Origin of the sequence: Actinomadura livida, assembly GCF_014648675.1 — a bacterium.
GTDB lineage: Bacteria > Actinomycetota > Actinomycetes > Streptosporangiales > Streptosporangiaceae > Spirillospora > Spirillospora livida.
Genome location: NZ_BMRO01000017.1, coordinates 1 through 21,343 on the forward strand (window position 1 = coordinate 1; position 21,343 = coordinate 21,343).

18 protein-coding genes and 3 pseudogenes are annotated in these 21,343 nt (G+C 73.7%); 8 read left to right on the top strand and 13 right to left on the bottom strand.

The window, feature by feature from the left end; all coding sequences use genetic code 11:
• The 3 genes and pseudogenes from IEZ03_RS31275 to IEZ03_RS31285 form a co-directional block, all read right to left on the bottom strand.
• Positions 1 to 278 (bottom strand): annotated as a pseudogene (locus IEZ03_RS31275) (ABC transporter permease); the annotation flags it as partial.
• A gap of 62 nt (positions 279 to 340) precedes the next feature.
• Positions 341 to 883, bottom strand: coding sequence for an NADPH-dependent FMN reductase (locus tag IEZ03_RS31280; RefSeq protein ID WP_229808695.1), 543 nt, complete (start codon positions 881 to 883; stop codon positions 341 to 343).
• Positions 877 to 1,338: a cysteine dioxygenase gene (locus IEZ03_RS31285; RefSeq protein ID WP_184889660.1), complete on the bottom strand. Its 462-nt coding sequence runs from the start codon at positions 1,336 to 1,338 to the stop codon at positions 877 to 879. The genes IEZ03_RS31280 and IEZ03_RS31285 overlap by 7 nt, the downstream gene beginning before the upstream one ends.
• Before the next feature lie 305 nt (positions 1,339 to 1,643).
• On the opposite strand from IEZ03_RS31285, the gene IEZ03_RS31290 reads away from it, so the two are divergent.
• Positions 1,644 to 1,940: a hypothetical protein gene (locus tag IEZ03_RS31290; RefSeq protein ID WP_184889662.1), complete on the top strand. Its 297-nt coding sequence runs from the start codon at positions 1,644 to 1,646 to the stop codon at positions 1,938 to 1,940.
• Positions 1,941 to 1,985: 45 nt separating this feature from the next.
• On the opposite strand, the gene IEZ03_RS31295 is transcribed toward IEZ03_RS31290, so the two are convergent.
• Both IEZ03_RS31295 and IEZ03_RS31300 read right to left on the bottom strand, forming a co-directional pair.
• Positions 1,986 to 2,426: a hypothetical protein gene (locus IEZ03_RS31295; protein WP_184889664.1), complete on the bottom strand. Its 441-nt coding sequence runs from the start codon at positions 2,424 to 2,426 to the stop codon at positions 1,986 to 1,988.
• Between the two features lie 64 nt (positions 2,427 to 2,490).
• On the bottom strand, positions 2,491 to 3,069 hold the full coding sequence (locus IEZ03_RS31300) for a DUF5994 family protein (RefSeq protein WP_184889666.1): 579 nt from the start codon (positions 3,067 to 3,069) through the stop codon (positions 2,491 to 2,493).
• Between the two features lie 335 nt (positions 3,070 to 3,404).
• Between IEZ03_RS31300 and IEZ03_RS31305 the strand changes: the two genes are divergently transcribed.
• The gene (locus tag IEZ03_RS31305; protein ID WP_184889669.1) at positions 3,405 to 4,004 is read left to right on the top strand and encodes a hypothetical protein; all 600 of its coding nucleotides are present in this window, start codon (positions 3,405 to 3,407) and stop codon (positions 4,002 to 4,004) included.
• Positions 4,005 to 4,217: 213 nt separating this feature from the next.
• On the top strand, positions 4,218 to 4,421 hold the full coding sequence (locus IEZ03_RS31310; RefSeq protein ID WP_067460243.1) for a cold-shock protein: 204 nt from the start codon (positions 4,218 to 4,220) through the stop codon (positions 4,419 to 4,421).
• Between the two features lie 84 nt (positions 4,422 to 4,505).
• Here IEZ03_RS31310 and IEZ03_RS31315 read toward each other — a convergent pair whose 3' ends face one another.
• Positions 4,506 to 5,867 carry a M28 family peptidase gene (locus IEZ03_RS31315; protein ID WP_184889671.1) on the bottom strand — a complete coding sequence of 454 codons (1,362 nt, stop codon included), beginning with the start codon at positions 5,865 to 5,867 and terminating at the stop codon, positions 4,506 to 4,508.
• 434 nt (positions 5,868 to 6,301) lie between these two features.
• On the opposite strand from IEZ03_RS31315, the pseudogene IEZ03_RS38920 reads away from it, so the two are divergent.
• Together IEZ03_RS38920 and IEZ03_RS38295 are read left to right on the top strand one after the other, a co-directional pair.
• A pseudogene (locus tag IEZ03_RS38920) lies at positions 6,302 to 6,517 on the top strand (universal stress protein); the annotation flags it as partial.
• Positions 6,518 to 6,629: 112 nt separating this feature from the next.
• Complete coding sequence (locus tag IEZ03_RS38295; RefSeq protein WP_229808697.1) at positions 6,630 to 6,929, top strand: universal stress protein; 300 nt, start codon at positions 6,630 to 6,632, stop codon at positions 6,927 to 6,929.
• A 10-nt stretch (positions 6,930 to 6,939) separates the two neighbouring features.
• Here the strand turns inward: IEZ03_RS38295 and IEZ03_RS31325 are convergent.
• The 3 genes and pseudogenes from IEZ03_RS31325 to IEZ03_RS31335 all read right to left on the bottom strand — a co-directional run.
• Positions 6,940 to 7,041, bottom strand: a pseudogene (locus IEZ03_RS31325) (LuxR C-terminal-related transcriptional regulator); the annotation flags it as partial.
• A gap of 410 nt (positions 7,042 to 7,451) precedes the next feature.
• Positions 7,452 to 9,611, bottom strand: a complete 2,160-nt coding sequence (locus tag IEZ03_RS31330) for a serine/threonine-protein kinase (RefSeq protein ID WP_184889673.1) — start codon at positions 9,609 to 9,611, stop codon at positions 7,452 to 7,454.
• Between the two features lie 12 nt (positions 9,612 to 9,623).
• A complete protein-coding gene (locus IEZ03_RS31335) occupies positions 9,624 to 11,681 on the bottom strand; it encodes a serine/threonine-protein kinase (protein ID WP_184889675.1) in 2,058 nt (685 codons plus the stop codon).
• A gap of 196 nt (positions 11,682 to 11,877) precedes the next feature.
• On the opposite strand from IEZ03_RS31335, the gene IEZ03_RS31340 reads away from it, so the two are divergent.
• Positions 11,878 to 12,108 (top strand): hypothetical protein, encoded by a 231-nt coding sequence (locus tag IEZ03_RS31340; protein ID WP_184889677.1) that lies wholly within the window; start codon positions 11,878 to 11,880, stop codon positions 12,106 to 12,108.
• A 47-nt stretch (positions 12,109 to 12,155) separates the two neighbouring features.
• Here IEZ03_RS31340 and IEZ03_RS38300 read toward each other — a convergent pair whose 3' ends face one another.
• Complete coding sequence (locus IEZ03_RS38300) at positions 12,156 to 13,214, bottom strand: ABC transporter substrate-binding protein (protein WP_221480926.1); 1,059 nt, start codon at positions 13,212 to 13,214, stop codon at positions 12,156 to 12,158.
• A gap of 260 nt (positions 13,215 to 13,474) precedes the next feature.
• Between IEZ03_RS38300 and IEZ03_RS31350 the strand changes: the two genes are divergently transcribed.
• Together IEZ03_RS31350 and IEZ03_RS31355 are read left to right on the top strand one after the other, a co-directional pair.
• The gene (locus IEZ03_RS31350; protein ID WP_184889679.1) at positions 13,475 to 14,620 is read left to right on the top strand and encodes an NDMA-dependent alcohol dehydrogenase; all 1,146 of its coding nucleotides are present in this window, start codon (positions 13,475 to 13,477) and stop codon (positions 14,618 to 14,620) included.
• A 111-nt stretch (positions 14,621 to 14,731) separates the two neighbouring features.
• Positions 14,732 to 15,346, top strand: coding sequence for a hypothetical protein (locus tag IEZ03_RS31355; RefSeq protein WP_184889681.1), 615 nt, complete (start codon positions 14,732 to 14,734; stop codon positions 15,344 to 15,346).
• Positions 15,347 to 15,360: 14 nt separating this feature from the next.
• On the opposite strand, the gene IEZ03_RS31360 is transcribed toward IEZ03_RS31355, so the two are convergent.
• The 3 genes from IEZ03_RS31360 to IEZ03_RS31370 all read right to left on the bottom strand — a co-directional run bounded on the left by IEZ03_RS31360 (position 15,361) and on the right by IEZ03_RS31370 (position 21,056).
• Positions 15,361 to 16,923 carry an AMP-binding protein gene (locus IEZ03_RS31360; protein WP_184889683.1) on the bottom strand — a complete coding sequence of 521 codons (1,563 nt, stop codon included), beginning with the start codon at positions 16,921 to 16,923 and terminating at the stop codon, positions 15,361 to 15,363.
• A 72-nt stretch (positions 16,924 to 16,995) separates the two neighbouring features.
• Positions 16,996 to 17,910: an oxygenase MpaB family protein gene (locus IEZ03_RS31365; RefSeq protein WP_229808698.1), complete on the bottom strand. Its 915-nt coding sequence runs from the start codon at positions 17,908 to 17,910 to the stop codon at positions 16,996 to 16,998.
• A gap of 251 nt (positions 17,911 to 18,161) precedes the next feature.
• A complete protein-coding gene (locus tag IEZ03_RS31370) occupies positions 18,162 to 21,056 on the bottom strand; it encodes an AfsR/SARP family transcriptional regulator (protein WP_184889685.1) in 2,895 nt (964 codons plus the stop codon).
• Positions 21,057 to 21,343: the final 287 nt, after the last annotated feature.

Consider the following 21,343-nt stretch of genomic DNA (forward strand, 5'->3'; position numbering starts at 1 on the left):
GGCGCGCCGGCGAGCGGTGGCTGCGGGCGGGCGCGTCGGTGCCGCAGCAGCAGACCATCCGGGACTTCGCCAGGTCCGGTCACCGCGGTCGCGGCGACCGTCGCGGGGGACGCCAGCAGCCGCTCGGGCAGGGCGCCCGTGCTGCTCGCGAGCTGCCACAGCGCCAGCAGCGCCAGCGGGCTGAGGACTTGCGGCCCGATGCGGGGCCGCGGGAGTGCGGGGAGTCGGGGGCGCGCCCCGGAGGCCGGGCGCGCGAGGTCTACGGACGATGTGGACATGGGGGCTCCAGGTCCTTCGTGAGCAGGTCCTTCGGGAGAAGGCGGTCGGGGGGAGAGACCGGTCAGGAGGTGGTGGTGGCCCTCGCGGCGAGCAGCCCGGCCACCTGCGGCGCGACCTGGGCGGCCCAGGCGTCCAGGAGCTCGCCGGCCTGCTCGATCCGGTTCTCCGGGACCACGGCACCGGGGGTCGGGACGGAGGCGCCGAGCTCCGCGAGCAGCGGGCGCAGGTGGACTTCGACGGCCGGCGCGTGGCGGGCGTCGCCCATGACCATCAGCGGGAGCGCGACGGCCGAGGCCAGCGCGCCACCGGGGAGGCGGTCCAGGAAGGTCTTCAGCAGGCCGGTGTAGGTGCCCTTGTAGGTCGGGCTGGCCACCACCAGGACGTCGGCGTCCTGGACCGTCCGCTCCGCCGCCTGCAGCGCGGCGGGGGCCGCGGCCGAGCCCAGCCCCGCCGCGAGCGCCGACAGGTCGACGACCTCGCGGTCCACCGGGCCGAGCCGGGCGCCGACGGCCTCGGCGGCCAGCACGGCGAGGGCGCGGGTCCGCGACTTCGGCCGGGGGTTGCCGACCAGCGTGACGAGCCGCGCGGGCGGCGGCGTCACCACTGGCCCGCGTCCTCGGTCGCGAGCCGCACCAGCCGGCCGTCGGCGAGGTCGTAGCGGTTCATGGTCGCCAGCGGCGGGGAGTAGGCGTGCACGCTGACCGCCGGGGCGGCGGAGACGTTGCGCACCTCGTGGACGTAGTCGGCCCCGAACGTGCGGACCGTCCCCGGACCCACGTCCCGCACCGCGCCGAGGTCCCGCTCCTGCAGGCCGCCCAGCGCCACCGCGAACGCGCCGCGCGAGCCGCCGTGGTCGTGCAGCCCGGTGCTCTGGCCGGGCAGCCAGCTGATCAGCCAGATCTCCCGGTCACCGTCGTGGTGCAGCCGCTCGTACCAGCGGCCGGCCGGGCTCAGCCGCACCCGCGGCAGCCATGCGCCGGGGTTCTCGGCGAGTTCCGTCACGGTCGCGGCCAGCGCCCCGGCCACCGTGTCCCGCACCGGGGCGATCGTGTTCGCCATCCGTCGTTCCTCTCCCTGTGTCCAGTGGATTGCGCGCCGTGCGCGGCTGGGACGCCGCGCACGGACACAGGCCGCTCGACAGCCGGCCGAGATCGACGTGCGGCCGCGTCCACAGAGAGAACCCCGAGTGCATGCGGCCAAGCATGGCGGCGATTTCCTACTAAGTCAACCGGAAATGTTCTCTACTGTGCCCGGCCGCCCGGGTTTCCACCGGCGCGGCGCGGGCAGGACGAACCCCGCTACGCCCGGCGGCGCCCGCGGATGAGGGCCGCGCCGCCGCGGCCGGAGGCGAGGAGATGAGATCCATGAGCGGGACGGTCCCCGAGGTCTGGATCGAGGCCGGCGGGGGGCAGGACATGGTCCGCGCCGACATGATCGTGGTGCTCCGCCTGGACGAGACCGGGCGGCTGACCGCGCAGCTCCGCGACGAGGCGAGGGTCAGCGTGACCCTCCTGGAGGGCTCGGCCGACCCGCGCCCGCCCGACGACTTCCATCGCCGGCTGATCCGGACCGTCGCCGAACTCGGCCGAACCGGCGGCGCGCAGCTCGTCCGCGCGCGGCACGACGGCGACGGCTGGCACTGGGTCAGCGAACCCGTGTAGGGACGCGCCGCCCCGCCTCCGCGCGCCGGTCCCGCCCGGGGCGGTTCACCCGTCCGCGGTGACCGCGTCCTGGTGCCACCAGGTGAAGGAGTGGATGTACCGGGTGCCGTCGCGCGCCGGGCGGCGCCCATAGGTGAGGGCCACGATGCCTCGGCCGGGCGCCTCGGGCACCGGTTCCGGCGCCGCGTCGTGGATCTCCCCGAGCAGGAGCCGCGCGGACGCCCGCAGCTCCAGCCGCAGGTCGATCGGGCCGCGCATCGGGCCGCGGGCCCGCGAGGCGGTGCGGGCCAGGAACTCCTGGACGAGGGCCGTCAGATGGTCGGTGAGGTCGCCGGCCACGGGACCGAGACCCCACCCGTGCAGTGCGCCGTGGACCGTCCGGCGGACCTGGCCGGCCGCGGCGCGGCCGCCCGGCAGCCGGCATCGGGCGACCCGCAGGCCCGTCCCCGGGTCGTCGTCGGCGTCGTGCTGGGTGAACGCGGTCACTTCGCTCTCCGATCGGGAAGCACGTCCGGTGTCGCTGTCCGTGTTGTCCCCGGCGGCGGGCGGTTCAGACACGCTCGGTGGAGATGTCGCAGGAGGCCAGGATCTCCTGCGGCATCATGTCCCCGGTCTCGATGGCGGACCTGGCCAATGCGGCCTCGGCCGACGCCGGCGCCGCGCCGGGCGGGACGACGAGGAGCAGGAGCGGGTCCGCCTGCCCGCGGGTGACCGCGACGACGTGGTCGAGGTGGGCCAGCCAGCCCACCCGGATCTCGCGCCCCCGCACGGTGATGCGGAGGGGGATCTCGTCCCAGTCGTAGAAGTCGATGGTCACCAGGCTGGCCGGGGCGCCGCCCGGCCCGGCCAGGGCGGTCAGGAGCTCGGTGAGCTCGGCGGCGGTGTCGCGGGACCGGGGCCACCAGCCGCCGTCCAGGACCCCGCGGCCGGTGCCGCTCGGGACGAGGCGCACGCGCGGCCGCGGCGATGCCGCGGTTTCCGGGGCCGCGGTGTCGGCAGCTGCGGTGTCGGCCGGTGCGGTGTCGGCCGGTGCGGTGTCGGGAGGTGCGGACGCGGAGAGCGAGGTCACGGAGAGTGTGATCGCGGGCTTTGCGTCCGGGGAGGCGAGCCGTACTGCTTCACGGGCCATGGATGGGCCCCATTCTCGGTCCGTACGGGACCGGTTCGTGTACCGCCGGGGACGGCGCGGCAGGACCGCCGGCGCGCGGGATGCCCTCGGGGCCCGCCAGTCTACGTCACGGCACGTGGACGGCCCGGCGCGTAGACTCGCGGTGACCAGGAGTTCCCATCGCGGGCGGCCGTGCCCGCGTCTCCCCGGTTTCTCGCCTCTCGGCCCGCCACCGGGCCAGACGGGGTCCGCCGCCGTGACACCTCCGCACCTCCCCGCCCTCCCCCCGCCGGATGCCGCCGCCCGGCCCGCCGCCGCGCCGGGGCCCGGTTCGAGCCGGGGAGCGAGGTGCGGGCATGACCGGTGACGACCTGCGGCCCGGCGCCTGGGGGCCGCCCAGCGGCGCGGAGGACGCCCGGCGCCTCGCGGCCTCGTTCGAGCTGATGACGGCGGTCCGCGACGGGACGCCGCTGCACGGCCTGCTGACCCTGGTGGCGGAGCAGGCGCGCGCCATGGCGGCCGTGCCGCTGGCGTTCATCGCCCTGCCCGCCGAGGACGCCCTCATGCTGCGCGTCGAGGTCGCGGTCGGCGCCGGGAGCGAGCGGGTGCGCGGGCTGACGGTGCGGCGCGGGCGGTCGATGCTCGGCCGGGTGTTCAGCTCGCACCGGGCGCTGTCCGCCCGGATCGTCGCCGACCAGACCCTCAGCGCGCTGCCGGCCGGCCCGATCCTGATCCTGCCGCTGGACACCGGGGAGGCGACGCGCGGGGTGCTCGCCGCCCTCGGCCCGCCCGGGGCGGCGCCGTGCAGCCCGTCCACCGCCCGGCAGCTGCTGCTGTTCGCCGACACCGCCGCCCGCCTCGTCCAGCTCGCCGAGGACCGGCGCGCGGCCGTCCCGCGGAACCCCGCGGACGCGGACGTCATCCCGCTCTGGCCGCCGGGCGCCTCGCGGGCGTGACCCGGGCGGGAACGGAAATCCGACACGCCCCGGTCCGTACCGCGAATCATGTGGTACCGTGACTACTAGTTGCGGTTCCCATAGACATTTTCGTGCGCCTGTCGGATCTGACCTCAGGCGCATTTTTTGTTGTTCTGGATCTTCCGGATGGGCCATCGCGGCGTTTCGGTCGCGCACGGTGCGCGGCCGGGATAGACCCAGAAGGAAACGAATATGGCCACCGGTACCGTTAAGTGGTTCAACGCGGAAAAGGGCTTCGGCTTCATCGAGCAGGACGGCGGCGGCGCCGACGTCTTCGCCCACTACTCCAACATCGCGGCCCAGGGCTTCCGTGAGCTCCAGGAGGGCCAGAAGGTGTCGTTCGACGTCACCCAGGGCCAGAAGGGCCTGCAGGCGGAGAACATCGTTCCCGCCTGACACGCGACAGCGCGGGCGTGCCCGCCGCCCCGGGGTCTCCCCGGAGCGGCGGGCACGTTCGTTTTCCGCCGTGGTGCGCGTGCGCTACTTGCGGCGCGCCACGTCGTACGCGGCGCAGCCGACCAGTTCGAGCGACACCTGGAGCCGCTTCAAGCTGATGTTCTGGGCGATCGTGTCCTCGGGGGTGTGGTAGATCGGTTCGAGCTGGCTGGGCGCCTCGTCGCCGCGCCAGCTGAAGTTGCCCGCCGCGATGCCGCGCTCGTAGAACGCCTCGTGGTCGCTGGAGCCGCGGGCGGTGGGGCCCTGGACCTGCCCGGTGTAGCCGAGGCGGCCCGCGGCGGCGTTCACCGCGGCCGTGGTGGTGTTGTCGGCGCCGTCCACGGACAGCAGCCAGTAGGTGCCCGCGGGCGGATGGCTGGTGGCGACCATGTCGTTCTGGAAGCAGCCGGTGATCTGCGCGACGCCCGCCTCGTCGAGTTCCCGCACGTAGTGCCGGGCGCCGATCAGGCCGTACTCCTCCGAGCCCCACAGGCAGATGCGGATCGCCTGCTGGGTGGGCAGCCGCCGCAGGACGCGCGCCAACTCCAGGCACAGCACCGTCCCGCTGCCGTCGTCGTTGGCGCCGGGCGAGCCGGGGACGCTGTCGTAGTGCGCGCTGACGATGACGGCCTTGCCCTCGGGGTTGGGCAGCGTCGCCTTCCGCTCGGCCAGGACGTTGTACGAGGTCAGCCCCGAGTGGTGCGTGACCTCGAACGACAGCCGCCGGGCGCCCGCGCGGATCCGCTCGCCGTGGTACTCGGCCAGGCCCAGCACCGGGATCGCGACCTGCTCCCCCAGGTTCGGGGTGAACGAGCCGGGCTTGCGCTCCGGGTAGGTCTCCGAGCGCGCGTTGACGATGAGCGCGGCCTTGGCGCCCGCCCCCGCGGCGGCCTTGGCCTGCTGGGTCTCCATGCCGGTCACCCGGTCGAACAGCACCAGCTTGCCCCGCACGTCGCCGGTCACCTCGGTGACGCGGCCGGCGTCCACCACCTTGCCCTCCACCGAGCCGACGGCGCCCTGCGGCGCCGCGCTGGCCTGCCAGAGCCGCTCGCCGCGGGCGCGGATCTCCGCGAGGTACTTGTCGGCGACCGGGAAGGGCTGCAGTTCGACCTTGTAGCCGAGTTCGCGCAGGGTTCCGGCGATGTAGCGGGCGGCGCGGTGCTCGGACCGCGTGCCGGCGATGCGCCAGCCGATCTCGTCGCTGAGCACCTTGAGGTGCCGCAGCGCCCGGCGGGCGTCGACCCGGGCGACCACGGCCCGGTCGCCGACGGAGAGGGAGGGCGGCAGGGCGGCGCCGGGGCGCTGCCGGGTCGCGGCGGCGGCGGTGCCGGGGAGCAGGCCGACGGTCGCGAACCCGGCGAAGGCCGCGGCTCCGGCCAGCAGGTCGCGGCGTTTGACCTCGGACATGGTGTCTCCTCGTGGAGATAGGTGCCGTGCCCGCCCGGCTCGGGTCTCAAGCGTGGCGGACGACGGCCTGACAAGGACCTTTGCCCCCGTTTGCACGAACCTATGAAAAGGGATCTATAGCGGCAAGAAACGCGTACCGTTCCGCAACTCAATCGTGATCAAGACCGCGCGGCGTGATCACGACGGGTTCGGCCGCATGCCGCCGCCGCACGGCCGCCCCGATCGGCCGCGTGCCGCGCGACGTGATCAGGTACGCGCTTTACCTTTTCCTCGCCCGCTCGAAAGGGACCAACGGCGGCCGGCCAAGGGACCAAGGTCTCTCTTCGCCCGCGAATTTCTGATGGACACTCATATTGACGGGATTAGCGTCCGAACAACCCTCGTCGCGCACTTCGCGGACACTCACCGTATACACCTCAATAAAGGAGGAGGAAATGTCCGCGGAACGAAGAACCATCCTCGTCGGAGCCGACGGCTCCGCCCCCTCCGACCTCGCCGTCATCTGGGCCGCCGACGAAGCGGCGCGCACCGGCAGGTCACTGCGCCTCGTGCACGTCGTGGAGACGGCCATCCTGGACGTCCCCGGGCGCACGACCGACGGCATCGTCGAGGAGCTCACCGGGGCGGGCGAGCGGATCCTGCGGGACGCCGAGGTCCTCGCGCTGCGCCGGCAGCCAGGGCTCGCCGTCGAGACCGAGGTCGTCCAGGACCAGAACGTACGCCTTCGCCACCGCCGCCGCCCGCGAGGCCCCGCTGCGCGTGGTGCACGTCCGGCAGCCCGCACCGCCGGCCGTCGAGGCCCGGGTGGACCGGCGGGACGCGACCGAGGCCGCTCGCGAGCGCCTGACCTCCGTCCTGGCGCCGTGGCGGGAGCGCTACCCGGACGTCAAGGCCGGTGAGGAGGTCTTCATCGGCCACCCGGTCGACGCGCTGGCGACCGCGTCCGCGAACGCCGGCCTGGTCGTCGGCTCCCGGGAGCGCCTCATCCCGCTGGGATCGGTGAGCCACGGCGTGCTCCACCACGCCCGCGGCCCGGTGGCCGTCGTCCGCCCCTACGCGTGACGCCGCACGCTCAGGTCACCAGGCCGTTGCGGTAGGCGTAGACGACCGCCTGGAAGCGGTCGCGCAGGTCCAGCTTGGCGAGGATGCGCGAGACGTAGGTCTTGACGGTCTCCTGGCGCCCGGCCGGCCCGCACAGGACACGTTCACCGCCTTGCCCCCGACGTCGATCTTCTGGTTGCCGGTGAGCAGGTCGCCGCCGGCGCCCTGCCCGGCGGCGGTGCTTCCGGCGGGGGACGGGGACGCCGCCGCGTCCGTGACCTCGTCGCAGCCGGCGAGCCCGGCGACGGCGGCGGACGCCAGCGCGACCCCGGCGGGAGCCCGGTAATCGCGGAACATCGTGTCCTCCAAGAATTGGCGCGAATGCGAATGGCGGGGGGAATCGCGCGGGTCCGAGTCGCGGGGGTGCCGCGTGCACGTGGAGAACGCTATTGACCGGACGGTAGCCGGATCATCACCGTGCGGTGGACAATCGCCTGTAGCTCGCACGGGGGACAACGGTGCCCGCTCCCTTGGAGGGGACCTTTACGCCTCGGGGCGAATTGCCTGCACAACGGCGTTGTCCACGACGCAGTACACCGTTCCGCCCGCCGCGGTGTAGTGCTGCGTGGAACCCACCACGCGCTGGACGTCCTCGAACTCGAACCGGTAGCGGGTGCGGCCGGACGCCAGGTCGAAGACCGACATGCCGCCGACCGCGCCGTAATAGACCAGGGATCCGGAGATCAGCGGCCGTTCGCCGAGGCCCTTGTCGACGCCGCGTTCCCAGCGGGGTTCGCCGGTGGCGGCGTCCAGGGCGGCGACCCGTCCCTCGTCGTCGGTGACCACCGCCAGCCCGCCGCCCACGGACGGGATCGAGAAGCCGCGCGATCCGCCGCGCTCGGAGGCGCCCGCGCCCGGCCGCTTCCAGCGGACGCGTCCGGTCGCCGGTTCGATGGCGTGCAGGGTGCCGTTCGGGCCGCCGACGAAGGCGAGGCCGCCGGCGACGCCGACCGGGAGCCCCTCGGGGGCGTCGGTCGCCGCGTCGTCCCCGAGGTCGGTGCGCCAGCGCTGCCGCCCGGTGGCCGCGTCGAGGCCGAGGACGGCGCCGTCCCCGGTGAGGACGGCCACCACGTCGCCCGCCACCATCGGCGTCGTGGTGGCGGGCCCGCCCGTCCGCCGCTGCCAGCGGGCGTTGCCGGTGGTGACGTCCACGCCGTAGACGAAACCCTTCCGCGTGCCGAAGTAGCACGTGTCACCCGAAAGCACCGCCCGGCTCTGCAGCAGGTCGTCCGCGCGGTACCGCCAGCGGGGCCGGCCGGTCGCGGCGTCGTACCCGTACAGGCCGTACTCGCCGGTGCCGCCGCTGCCGGTGAGGCAGACGACGCCGGAGCCGGCGACCGGGGAGGGCGCGAGCCCGAACGTCCTGAGCTGCTCGGTCCACAGGGTCTTGCCCGTCGCCAGCTCGAACCCGGTCAGCAGGTTGCCGGACGAGTCGTAGAGGAAGCCCCTCCCGTCGAGCAGGGCCGCCGCCGAGTCGCGGGCGGCCGTGAAGCTCCCGCGCCACTTCTGCTTCCCGGTCCGGGCGTCGATCGCGAACGTCGCGCCGGACAGCCCGGCGGAGCCGAACGCGAACACGGCGCCGCCGTGCGCGACCAGCCGCGTCCGGACGTACATGCCGCCGGGCAGCGCGAACGTCCAGCGGACCGGGTCGTCGCCGCGGCGCATCAGGAACGTGGCTCCGGTGCCGCCCGCCGCCAGCGCGGTGAAGGCGACGCCGGCCGCGCCGATGGCGAGCAGCCGGCGGCGGCTGGGACCGCCGGGGACGGTCGCCTCCCCCCGCTGTGCGACGTCGTGCGCGACCTGCGGCGGGAGCCAGTGCGTGCCCTGCGGAGCGGCGGCGGGATCGGCGGACAGCTCCGCCAGCAGCCGGTCGGTGCCGGGACGGCGGTCCGGGTCCTTCTCCATGCAGGCCGCGATCAGCGCGCGCAGGCCGGGGTCGGGCACGGCGTCCAGGTAGGGCGGCAGGTGCATGACCCGGTACACCATCTCGTGCAGGGCGCCCACCCCGAACGGGCCGGTGCCGGTGGCCGCGTAGGTCAGCACGGAGCCGAACGAGAAGACGTCGCTCGGCGGCCCGGCCGGCAGGCCGGACGCCTGCTCCGGGGACATATAGGCGGGGGTACCGAGGGTCGCGCCGGTCCGCGTCAGGGTCGTGGCCTCGCTCGGGCGGGCGAGGCCGAAGTCGATGACGCGCGGCCCCTCGGGCGTGAGCATCACGTTGGACGGCTTCAGGTCGCGGTGCACGATCCCGGCGGCGTGGATCGACCGCAGCGCCTCCGCGAGCCCCGCACCGAGCGCCCGCACGGCCGGCGGGGGCAGCGGCCCGTGCGCCGCGACGGCGTCCTGGAGGGACATGCCGCGCAGGTACGTGGTCGCCAGCCAGGGCGGTGAGGCGTCGGGGTCGGCGTCGACCACCGGGGCTGTGTAGCCGCCGCCGACGGCGCGGGCCGCGGTGATCTCGCGCCGGAACCGCGCCTTGAAGTCGCCGTCCTCCGCCATGGCCGGGTGGATGACCTTGACGGCGACCGTGCGGCCCGCGGGCGACCGGCCGAGGAAGACCTGGCCCATGCCGCCCGCGCCCAGCCTGCCGACGACGCGGTAGGGCCCGACCTGCCGCGGGTCCCCCGGACGTGTCGCGGACATCGCTCTCCGTTCTCAGCCGGTCGCGGTGCCCGAGCCACCGCGCGCGTCGAGTGCGTACAGGTAGCCGTCCTTGCAGCCGGTGTACACGATCCCGCCGGCGACGGCCGGGCTCGACTCGACGCCCTCGTCCGCCTGGAACCGCCACAGCTTGCGGCCGGTGGCGGCGTCCACCGCGTACACGCCGCCGTCGGAGTAGATCCCGCTCGGAACGTACAGCGTGCCGCCCGCCATGACCGGGTTGTCCTGGATCTGGCCTTCGAGCTGGGCCTGCCACCGCATGGTCCCGGTGGCCGGGTCGAGGGCGGACACCTTGCCGCCGTAGTCGGCGGCGTACACCGCCCGGTCCGTGATCACGGGCCGGGAGGTGGCGGTCTCGCCGATGTCGAACGTCCAGCGGCGCTTGCCGGTGCGGGCGTCGACCGCGTGGACCTTCTCGCCCTGGAAGTCGGCGAAGCAGACGAGGCCGTTCGCCGCCGCGGCGTCCTGGACGCCGCCGGGCGAGGGGTAGGTCCAGCGGGCCCGGCCGGTGGACGCGTCGTAGGCGACGAGCTTCTTCTCGCCGGGGACGTAGACGGCGCCTCCGGCGGCGGCCGGGGTCCGGCCGGCGCCCGCCCCCCGCCAGCGGACCGAACCGCCGGCCGCGTCGAGCGCGTTGAGGGCGTCGCCGCCGCAGTAGACGAGGCCGCCCGCGACGATGGGGTCCGCCTGGGTGTTCCCGACCGTCCGCTGCCACTTCAGCCGGCCCGTGCGGGCGTCGACCGCGTGCAGGACGCCGTCCTGGGAGAGGGCGTAGACGAGGCCCGACGCGGCGGCCGGGCCCGTGACGATCCGCCGCGCGGCCCGGTACGTCCACCGCGGCTTGCCGGTCCTGGCGTCGAACGCCAGCAGGTTCCCCTTCTCGCTGCCGACGAAGACCTGCCCGCCGGCGACCACGGGGCTGGAGACGAGGTACTCGTCGCCGGACGGGCGCTTCCACAGGACCTTGCCGTCCCGCATCGGCGGGGGCGCGGCGGACGCGGCGGGCGACGTGGCGGGGGGCTGCGCGGCGGGCTCGGCGGCCGGTTCGCGCAGCACCCGCACCAGCGCGGCGACTCCCCCGGTGCCGAGCGCGACGGCCGCGGCGGCGCCGCCCACGACGAGGAACCGCCGGCGGCCCGGCGCCGCGACCGTCTCGATCCCGGTGGGCGGCGGCTCCGGGATGCCGGTGCCCGCCTGGGCGATGCGCTCGCCCAGGTCGGCGGGCAGCCAGCCGACGCCGTGCAGGTCAGTGCTCGGCGGCACGTGGGGGGCCAGCCCCCGCAGCAGTTCGTCGGGGCTCGGGCGGCGGCCCGGGTCCGGCTCCAGGCACGCCTCGACGACGGCCCGCAGCGCCAGGTCCGTGACGCCGTCGAGCCGGGGCCGTTCGTGGACGGCCCGGTAGATGAGGACGTGCGGCGGCCCCTGCCCGTACGGGCCGACGCCGGTCGCGGCGAAGACCAGGACCGCGCCGAGCGAGAACACGTCGGCGGCCGGGCCGGTCGGCGCGCCCCGGGCCTGCTCGGGGGCGATGAAGCCGGGCGACCCGACGGTGGAGCCCGTCCGGGTCACGACGGCGGCGTCCGCGGCGTGCGCGATGCCGAAGTCGATCACCCGCGGCCCGTCGAGCGCCAGGATGACGTTGGACGGCTTCAGGTCGCGGTGCACGACCCCCGCGCGGTGGATCGACACGAGCGCCTCGGCGAGCCCCGCGCCCAGCGCGAGGACGGCGGGCACCGGCAGCGGGACGGCCTGGTCCAGCGGGACGCCCGGCAGGTAGGCGGTCGCCAGCCACGGCAGGGCGGCCTCGGGGTCGGCGTCCACGACGGGCGCGGTGAACGCGCCGCTGACGGCCCGCGCCGCGCCGACCTCCCGGCGGAACCGCGCCCGGAAGTCGGGGTCCTCGACCAGGTGCGGGTGGACGACCTTGACCGCGACCAGCATCCCGCCGGGCGAGCGCCCCAGGTACACCAGGCCCATGCCCCCGGCGCCGAGCCTGCCCAGCAGCCGGTGGCCGCCGACGCGCCGGGGATCGCCGGACCGCAGAGCCTCCATGGCACCCGCCTCCCGTCCCGGACCCGCGCCATGACCAATCGAACACGGAGTTCCGCGCCCGCGCGGGATTTTCGATCTAACCGCAGGCCCCTCGGCCGCTGCCACGGCGCCGCCCTGCGCACGGCCCCCGGATCCCGGACGCATGGGCCGAGCAGGCGGGGGTAGGCCCGGGGACGAACCGATCGTGAGGAAGGCCATGGGAACCTTCGTCCACCGCAACGGCCCGGAGTCCGACGTACCGCTCGACAAGGCGGTGGCGTGGTCGCGTGCCGTGGGCGGGGAGTCCAACCCCTCCCACCCGGACCAGGGCAGCACCACGGGGACCACGCCCAACGACACCTTCGTGGGGCGCATCGCCGGTGACGACATCGGCTACTTCGAGGAGACCGGCGCCGAACGCCGCGCCGCAGCCGCCGAGGGCCGCTAGGCGGAGCCGCCGAAGACCGGTGGGCGCGGCCTACCGGAGGGCGGCCGTCAGGGCGTCGCAGTGGGAGCACCAGACCTGGCGGGCCTCGGTGAAGCCCTGCTCGCGCAGCGCGTCCAGGTGCCATTGGGTCGCGGTCGGGCGATCGGCCTTCGCCTGTGCCGGGTCGCGGGGGTCGCCGAGGATCTCGAAGCGGCGGCGGGCGGGCTCGGCGAGGACGAGACCCGCCGGCCTGGCCGCCGACGGCATGGCGCTGCTCCTCCTGAGCCACGACCACGACATGGTGCGCGCTGCGTCGACCACGTCGTCCTGCTGGACGACGGCCGCGTCACCGCACAGGGTTCACCCCAGGACGTGCTGCCCGCCGCCACAACGCCGGTTCGCCTTCGTAAGAGCGCCCCCACCGCACCGGCGGGGCTGGACGTCCGGAACCTGACCGCTTGGCTGCCCCGCTCCCAGTGGTCGTCGAAGCGGCGGCCGGTGAAGGACCGGCCGGCCGTGAACGACTGGAATCGGAACGGTCCAGTGCCGACCGGCTTCGACGGGTCGGCGTAGCCGCGCCGCACGATGGCGGTACCGGTCATGGCGAGCAGCGAGGGCAGTTCGGCGTTCGGCCGCTTCAGCGCGATCTCCACGACCCGCTCGCCGGCGGCCCGGGAGCGCCCGAGGTCGATGCCCGCCAGCGAGGTCCGCGCCCTGCGGTCGACGCCCTTGGGGTCGAGGATGCGGGCGAGGCTGTAGAGGACGTCGCCGGCGTCCAGCACGTGACCGTCGTGGAACACGGCGGCGCGCAGGTGGAACCGCCAAAGGGTCGCGTCGCCGTTCGCCTCCCAGCGCTCGGCGAGCCGCGGCACCGGCCGCAGCGTCGGCCCGAGGTCGACCAGCTTGTCGAAGACCGCCTTGTGCCGGGCGATGTCGACGAACTGCCGCTGCGCGTGCGGATCCATCGTCTCCTTGGCGCCGGACCCGGGGAACACCGCCCGGACCGCGCCGCCCCGGCGGGGCGTCCCGCCGGACTCCGTCCCGCCGGACGAGCACGCGCCCAGCAGCACCGCCCCGGCCGCTCCGGCCAGCCCGAGGAACCCGCGACGGCTGGTAGCGCTCGGCACGCCGACCATCACCCCTTCACCAGCGGCACTTCATGCACATCAGAAGCAAATGCAACCATATTGCAAGAAGGGCCGGACGCAGGCCCCCAGGTCGGCGCCGCGCGGCCACGGGCGGCTGCGGGCGGCCCGGCGGAGCGCCGACCAGGGGAAACCGAATGCGGTCACGGACCGATCGAGATACGCCGAACTATGGAGTTCCGAATCAAGTTCTAGTATTCAAGAGGCACAACCGGCTCCAGCACGTCCATCAGGAGGCATAAGTGGAGACTCGAGCGGCGATTCTGTGGGAACCGCACACCGACTGGAGTGTCGAAGACATCGTGCTCGACGACCCCAAGGCGGGCGAGGTCAAGGTCAAACTCGCCGCCTCCGGCCTGTGCCACTCCGACGAGCACGTGGTCACCGGGGACATGGTGCTCAGCGACGAGATCGCGGCGCTGCTGGGCGCGGAGCAGTTCCCGCTCATCGGCGGCCACGAGGGCGCCGGCGAGGTGGTGGCGGTCGGTCCCGGTGTCACCACGCTGCAGGAGGGCGACCATGTCGTCCTGTCGTTCGTCCCGGCCTGCGGCCGCTGCCCCTCGTGCGCGAGGGGACGGCAGCACCTCTGCGACATGGGCGCGGTGCTGCTGGCCGGACGGCAGATCAGCGACATGACCGCCCGGCATCACTCCAAGAGCGGCAAGGACCTCGGCACCATGTGCTGCACCGGCACGTTCGCGCCGTACACGGTGGTCAACGAGGCGTCCGCCGTCAAGATCGACGACTGGATCCCGCTCGACAAGGCCGCGCTGGTCGGCTGCGGCGTGACCACCGGCTGGGGCGCGGCCGTCAACGTCGCCCAGGTGCAGGCGGGCGAGAGCGTCGTGGTGGTCGGCCTCGGCGGCATCGGCATGAACGCCGTGCAGGGCGCGGCCATGGCCGGCGCCCGCCACGTCATCGCCGTCGACCCGGTCGACTGGAAGCGGGAGAAGGCGGCCGAGTTCGGCGCCACCCACTCCGCCGCGTCCATGGAGGAGGCCGCCGCCAAGGTCGCCGAGCTCACCTGGGGCGCGAACGCCGACAAGGCCCTCCTCACCACCGGCGTCGCCACCGGCGACCTCATCAACCCGATGATGAGCATGGTCGCCAAGGGCGGCCGCGGCGTCGTGGTCGCCGTCGCGCCGATCCTCCAGGAGGACGTCAAGCTGAACCTGTTCGACCTGGCGATGCAGCGCAAGGAGCTGGTCGGCTGCATCTTCGGCAACGCCAACCCGCGCCGCGACATCCCGCGCCTGCTCCGCCTCTACGACGAGGGCAAGCTCAAGCTGGACGAGCTGGTCACCAACACCTACACCCTCGACGAGGTCAACAAGGGCTACCAGGACATGCGCGACGGCAAGAACATCCGCGGCGTGATCAAGTACTGACCCGTCCGGGCGCCGGCCGGGGTCCGGCCGGCGCCCGCCGCGGTGCGCGCGGAACGTCGGACCGTCCGGGCATGATCTCCGGTGACACCCACGTTGGATCCGGGGGGCCCGATGAACGACGACATGCGCGCGGGGCTGGCCGAGATCGAGGCCAAGCTGGAGCTGCTGCGGCGGACGGAGACCGAGCACGGCTTCGGGGTCACCATCGAGGGGCCCCTGGAGCCGGCGGACGTCCCGGAGCTGCCCGCCGGGGTGACGGAAGTCTTCCGGCTGTTCTCGCACCTGGCCGGTGACTACTTCCGCTTCAGGCAGCCCGAGGAGATCCAGGACCCGGACGCCTGGGCGAAGCGGCGCTGGATCGAGAACTGCCCGCTGGGCGACCCCCTGGTCATCGGCTGGGAACTGCACGGGATTCCGGCCGACCTCCTTGAGGACATCAACGGCGGCGGCCCCATCCGGCTGGACCTGAACGACGGCAGCGTCTACTACGTCGACCCCGACGACTACGTCTTCATGTACAAGCACGTCGACATCGAAGAGATCGACAGCGAGGACTTCGCGGACGACGTCGTCACGTTCTTCAACCACTACGTCCTCGGCGAGCGCTATCCGCGGCTGGTCGAAGGCGTGCTCGGAGCCGGCGCGGTCACCGCGACCGACCGGAAGGGCCGCCACAGGGACCGCTGGATGCGCCTCCTCTCGGCCGCCGGGCTGCTCGCCGCCTGAACCGCCCCGGGCGGTCAGCCGATCCTGGTGTTCCGGTTCTCCCAGTAGGGGTCGCGGAGGCGGCGCTTCAGCGTCTTGCCCGAGGGATTGCGGGGGATCTCCGCGATGCGGTCGAAGCCCCGCGGCGTCTTGTACGAGGCCAGGTGCTCCCGGCAGAAGCCGCGCAGGTCCTCGTCGGTGACGGCGTCGTTGGTGACCGCGTCGTCGTGCAGCACGACCGCGGCGTGCACCGCCTCGCCCCACTCGTCGGACGGGACGCCGAACACCGCCGCGTCCGCCACCGCCGGATGCGCGGTCAGCACCGCCTCGATCTCGGCCGGGTAGATGTTCACCCCGCCCGAGATGATCATGTCGGTGCGGCGGTCGCAGATGTAGTAGAAGCCCTCCTCGTCGCGGTAGGCGATGTCGCCGACCGTCAGCCACTCGCCGCGGCTCGCGTCGCGGTACTTGCCCTCGGCCTTGTAGTAGTCCTGGAAGACGGCGGCGCCGCGCACGTACAGGTCGCCGGGCACGTGCGGCTCCTCGACGGGCCGGCCCTCCTCGTCGAACAGGGCGATCTCGACGCCGGGGGCCGCCCGGCCGCAGCTGCCGGGCTTGCGGAGCTGGTCCTCGGGACGCAGCACGGTGTCCACGCCGAGTTCGGTGGAGCCGTACACCTCGAACAGCGATCCCTCGCCGATCTTGTCGATGTAGCGGCGCTTCAGCTCGAACGGCCACGGCGCCGCGTTGGCGATCATGCGCTGCAGCGAGGACAGGTCCCGGCGGGCGATAACCTCGTCCGGCAGGTCCAGCACGCGGCGGACCGGGGTCGGCGCGGAGAACGTGGTGGTCACCCGGTGCCGCTCGACGAGGTCCAGCCAGCGCTCCGGGTCGAAGTCGCGCATGACGACCACGGTCCCGCCCATGAGCTGGACGATCAGCATGAAGCTCATCGGGCCGGAGTGGTAGAGCGGGCCGGTCGTGAGGTAGACGTCGCCGGGCTGGAAGCCGATCTCCCCGACCAGCCCGAGCACGATCGCCTGGTCGATCTCGCCGCGCACGACGCCCTTCGGCTTGCCCGTCGTCCCCGACGTGTAGAACATCGAACTGCCGGCCACCGGGTCGGCGCCGCGGGGCACGGGCTCGGTCACCGGGCTCTTCGCGGCCAGGGCGTCGAGGGAGGACGCCCAGTCCGGCGCGTGCCCGCGGAAGGCGAGCCACCTGCGGACGCCCGGGGCCCGCCAGGACGCCGGTTCCAGCTGGGGCGCCTGCTCGGCGTCGAACACCACCAGGGCGGCGTCGGCGTTCTCGATGACGTAGGACGCCTCCTCCGGGGTCAGCCGGTAGTTGAGCGGGACGCCGACCGCGCCGCACTTGCGCAGCGCGGCGATCAGCGCGACGACCTCGGTGCTGTTGCGGCCGCACCAGACGACCTTGGCGCCCGCCCTGACGTCGTGGTCCACCAGCAGGTTGGCGTACCGGTTCACCAGCGCGTTGAACTCGGCGTAGGTGAGGCGCCGGTCGTCCTCGATGACCGCGGTCCTCGCGGGTTCGGCGGCGGCCAGCAGCGACAGCGGGTCCCCGGTCGGTGCGGTCACGGTGATCGACCTCCTTGGCGGCCGTTCGTGCGGCCGGTTCGGGCGGCCGCCCCGGCGGCGGCCGCGGCCTGGTCACATGGGGCGCTGCGCCAGCGTGCGCTCCAGCCGCTCCTGGGCGCGGGCGGCCTGCCGGGCGCGGTAGGCGATCGGCATGTAGCGGACGCGCTCGGGCAGCAGCGGCGTGCCCCGCCCGATGAGCTGCCCGGCCACCTTCAGCCGCCGCTCGTCCGACGCGGTCCACGACACCCCGAGCTTGCGGCGCGCCTCCGCCGGGAGGGTGCCGACCGTGATCAGCCGGCCGAGCCGCCCGCCGGCCGCGCTGAGCGGGGCGACCGCCGGCCGCAGCGGTCCCGGCACGTTGGGCGGTACCTGGCCCATCTGGGCGAGCACCTCGTGCGCCACCTTGTGGGGGACGAGGGTGTTCGCGACCATGTCCTCGAAGTAGTCCCAGTAGTCCGGGATGGTCTTCGGCAGCATCCGCTCGGGCACCCGCAGGATCCGGCCGAGGTTCATGAACTCGTCGAAGACCTGCTGCTCCTCTTCGGGCGTCATCGGCGCGGGCGCGAAGTACCTCGACGCGGTGACGGCGGCGTAGAAGCCGGTGAGGTGGACCCACGCCCACGGCTCGGCCGACAGCGCGTGGTGGCGGTTCCCGTCCTCGTCGACCGCGCTGAGCGGCTTGTGCATCTCGCGCAGCCGCCTGCCCTCCTCGATCGCGGTCTCGCCGCCGTACACCCAGGTCTGCACGGACGCGAAGCTGCGGGCGGCCCGGCCGAGCGGGTCGGTGCGGAAGCTGGACAGCCGGTCGACGACCGTCCCGATCGCGGGGTGCATGACCTGGAGGATGAACACGCCGTTCCCCGCGATGGCCGACGTGTAGAGCCCCATCGTGTCCCACAGCACCGACCCCGGCCCGAACGGGACGGGCTCCCGGGTGCCCTCCTTCTCGGCTGACGGGCTCTTGGGCATCCCATCGGTCACCGTCATGTGCGCGACCCTCCTGACGACACGGCTCTCCCTGTAAGGTAAACGCGAATAAGGAGTCGCTTACAAGTCGCGTTTGGAAGGTATCCGCCGATGGCCCGCTCACCTGGGCTTTCACCCCGGAAGATCCCGCGCCAGGAACGCTCCCGGCAGACCGTGGAACGCATTCTGGAGGCCGCCACTCGCGTTCTGTCCGACCGCGGCTACGACGGCGCCTCACTGGGACAGGGGTTCCCGCGGCTCCGGGCGCGACCTCACGCTCGCAGATCGGTGAGCAGGCGCCCGATGCCGCTGAGCGTCCGTGTCGCGGTCGCGCTGTCGGGGATGCGCTGGGCGGCCGCGCCGGCCAGGGAGAGGACATGCTCGGCGGTGTCCCGCGCGCCGCTCTGCAGGTGGGCGTGAGCCAGGCCCTGCAGCGCCAGGGCCTCGGCCCGCGCGTCACCGATGGACGAGACCCTGGTGATCGCACGGGAGAACGCCTCGGCGGCCGCGGCCGCATCGTGCCTGCCGAGGTGGGCCGAGCCGAGCCAGTGGTCGATATAGCCTTCGAGCGGCCCGCCGTCGACGGACCGCGCGATGGAGCGGGCCGAGCGAAGGCTCCGCTCGGCGGCCTTCAGATCACCGAGCGCGAGATGCGTCTGCCCGGTGTGCAGCAGGACGTGGGCCTCGGCGAGGGCGTCGCCGCGGCCTCGCAGGAGTTCATGGCCGCGATGGAAGTGCGAGAGGGCCTTGCGGCGGTCACGCCGTCCCCGCTCCGCGATGCCCATCGCGACATAGCAGAGCGCCTCCGCCCGGCGTTCCCCTAACCGGGCCAGCGTGTCGGCGGCGGGCGCCAGCAGGTCGAGCGCGTCCGTATGGCGCTGCTGATAGATCCGCAGGCCGGCCAGGTGGCTCATGACGATCGCCTCGCCACGGCGGTTCCCGCTGCGGACGGTCGCGGCGAAGGCCGTCTCATGCGTGGTCTGCCAATCGCCGAGATACCCGTACGTGCCGAACAGCGTCGTCGACGTGACGGCGAGGTCCCAGGCCGCCTCGTCCAGGCAGGCTCTGGCGGCCTGGGCCACCATGGCCACGAGCGAGCGATGCTCGGACTCCCACCACGCCCAGGGGTCGGCCAGAAGCTGACCGACGTAGGCCGGGGCGAGCGGCCATCGCGGGAAGGTGCCGTGGTTCAGCAGGAAATTGGCACCGTAGCTGGTCTCGTGGCCACGGTCGGTGAGCGTGAGCCAGGCGCCCAGGAGCCGCGCTACCGCGTCCCGCCGCTCGGCCACGGGGATGTGCCGCTCAGCGAGGTCCCCGCTGTAGAGATGGATCAGATCGTGCAGGCGATAACGCGTCTGGCCGGCGCCGTCTCGGCCCGCGACCTGCACGAGCTGGTTCTCCACGAGCACTTCGAGGTGATGCTCGCCCTCCGAGACCGTGGTGTCCAGGAGCGGCGCCGCGACCCAGGCCGCGAAGTCCTCGGCCTCCACCAGGCTGAGAAGGCAGAACAGCCGGCGCGCACGCGCCTCCAGCGCCTCGTAGCTCAGCGTGAAACTCGCGCGGACGCTCTTCCTGCCGTACTCGAGCTCGTCGATGCGCAGCCGCTCGTCCAGCAGCCGTCTCGTCAGCGTGCCGATCGTCCAGTGCGGCCGCGCCGCCAGCCGGCTGGAGCAGATCCGCAGCGATAGCGGATGGCGCCCGCACAGGTCGACGAGCTCGGCCGCCGTGGCCGGCTCTCTCGCCAGCCGATCCGGGCCGACGACGCTCGCGATGAGGTCGAGGGCCTGGCCCGCGCTCAGGACGTCGAGAACGATGTGCCGGGCACCGCTCAGGCCGGACAGGGGCCTCCGGCTCGTCACCAGGACCGCGCAGGTCGGGCTGCCCGGCAGGAGGGGCTCCACCTGCTCCTCGTCCGTCGCGTTGTCGATGACGATCAGGATCCGCCGGTTCGCCAGCGCACTGCGGTACACCGCCACCCGCTCCTCGGGATCGGACGGCACGTCCCGGCCGGTCATCCCGATCGCGCGCAGGAACCGCAGGACCACCTCGTCCGGGCTCCGCGCCTGCGGCCGCGACTCCCCCGACCACAGGTCCACGTAGATCTGCCCGTCGGGGAAGTTCCCCCTGAGGCGATGGGCGACCTGCAGCGCGAAGGTCGTCTTGCCGACCCCCGCCATGCCCGACACCGCGACCGTCGGCGCCGAGCCGCCGGCCGGTGCCCGCCCGAGGGCCGTCAGCGCCCTGGTGAGCTCTTCCTCCCGCCCGGTGAAGTCGGGGATGGCCGGCGGAAGCTGCGCCGGAGGCGCGGAGAGCCGCGGCGCCCTGGGCTCCGGTGCGGCCGGCGGCACGGAACCGGCCAGGACCTGCCCGTGGAGCCGTCGCAGTCCTTCCCCGGGCCCGATCTCCAGCTCCGCGGTCAGCAGCCGCTCGGCGTCGCCGTAGACCGTGAGCGCCTCGTGGCGGCGGCCGCTGCGGTAGAGGGCCAGCATCAGCTGCTCCCACAGCCGCTCGCGCAGTGGATGGTCCGCCAGCAGGGCGGTGTTCTCGGCGATGACCTCGTCGTTGCGCCGACGAGCGAGCCGGAGGTCCGCGCGCGTCTCCCACAGCGCGAGCCGCGCCTCCTCCAGCCGCGCCCTTTCAACGACGATCCGCGGCGACGCCGGGACATCGGCGAACGCCTCCCCGCGCCACAGGTCCAGCGCCCGGTCAACGTCGTCCGCGAGGCCGTCCGCGAGGCCGTCCGCGAGGCCGTCCGCGAGTTCCGCCGCCGGACCGGCGGCCGAGCGGGCCCGGATCCCGGCCACGGCCTGGTCGAACTCCTGCAGGTCCAGGCTCGCGTCGTCGGGCAGCGCGAACGCGTAGCCGGAGGCGTTCCCGACGAGCAACCGCCCGTCGGCGGCGCGGCCCTCGCCCAGGGACCGCCGCAGCCGGGAGACGAGCGACTGCAGCGTCCCGCGCGCTGACACCGGCGGGTCATGGTCCCAGAGCTCGGAGATAAGGCGCTCCGTCGGCACCGTTCCGCACCGATGGATCAGCAGCAGGGCGAGGACGGTGCGCTGCTTGGCCGCACGGATGGTGACCTGCTCCTCGCCCTTCTGTATGTGGAGAGGGCCGAGAACTCCGAAGCGCAACACCAGCCACCCCGCCATCGCACGCATGATCAACATCTGTGCAGAGATCATGTTATGCGAAACGAGTTTCTGTCCAGATCGCCGGCGGGCCGCCTCCGGACGGCGGCGAACGCCCGCCGAATGCGCGATCACGCGGCGTTGCGGGGCCGCCACGGCGCCTGAGGTCATCCGCCCGGTCCCCGCCGATACGTCATCAAGCGAATGAAGGCAATGAGGGCGCCTGGACCGAAGAGAAGCAACACGTGAACGGATGGCCCGCCGGTCCCCGCAGAGACGACGATGACCACGGAGGCAAGGAGGTACAGACCGAGGAACAACCTCCA

Excerpts from the sequence above, each read along its gene's own strand:
- IEZ03_RS31330 (WP_184889673.1), bottom strand. The coding sequence starts at position 9,611 with ATGTCCGCGACACGTCCGGGGGACCCGCGGCAGGTCGGGCCCTACCGC.
- IEZ03_RS31335 (WP_184889675.1), bottom strand. The coding sequence starts at position 11,681 with ATGGAGGCTCTGCGGTCCGGCGATCCCCGGCGCGTCGGCGGCCACCGG.
- IEZ03_RS31365 (WP_229808698.1), bottom strand. The coding sequence starts at position 17,910 with ATGACGGTGACCGATGGGATGCCCAAGAGCCCGTCAGCCGAGAAGGAG.
- IEZ03_RS31315 (WP_184889671.1), bottom strand. The coding sequence starts at position 5,867 with ATGTCCGAGGTCAAACGCCGCGACCTGCTGGCCGGAGCCGCGGCCTTC.
- IEZ03_RS31290 (WP_184889662.1), top strand. The coding sequence starts at position 1,644 with ATGAGCGGGACGGTCCCCGAGGTCTGGATCGAGGCCGGCGGGGGGCAG.
- IEZ03_RS31305 (WP_184889669.1), top strand. The coding sequence starts at position 3,405 with ATGACCGGTGACGACCTGCGGCCCGGCGCCTGGGGGCCGCCCAGCGGC.
- IEZ03_RS31300 (WP_184889666.1), bottom strand. The coding sequence starts at position 3,069 with ATGGCCCGTGAAGCAGTACGGCTCGCCTCCCCGGACGCAAAGCCCGCG.
- IEZ03_RS31370 (WP_184889685.1), bottom strand. The coding sequence starts at position 21,056 with ATGTTGATCATGCGTGCGATGGCGGGGTGGCTGGTGTTGCGCTTCGGA.
- IEZ03_RS31310 (WP_067460243.1), top strand. The coding sequence starts at position 4,218 with ATGGCCACCGGTACCGTTAAGTGGTTCAACGCGGAAAAGGGCTTCGGC.
- IEZ03_RS31285 (WP_184889660.1), bottom strand. The coding sequence starts at position 1,338 with ATGGCGAACACGATCGCCCCGGTGCGGGACACGGTGGCCGGGGCGCTG.
- IEZ03_RS31355 (WP_184889681.1), top strand. The coding sequence starts at position 14,732 with ATGAACGACGACATGCGCGCGGGGCTGGCCGAGATCGAGGCCAAGCTG.
- IEZ03_RS31340 (WP_184889677.1), top strand. The coding sequence starts at position 11,878 with ATGGGAACCTTCGTCCACCGCAACGGCCCGGAGTCCGACGTACCGCTC.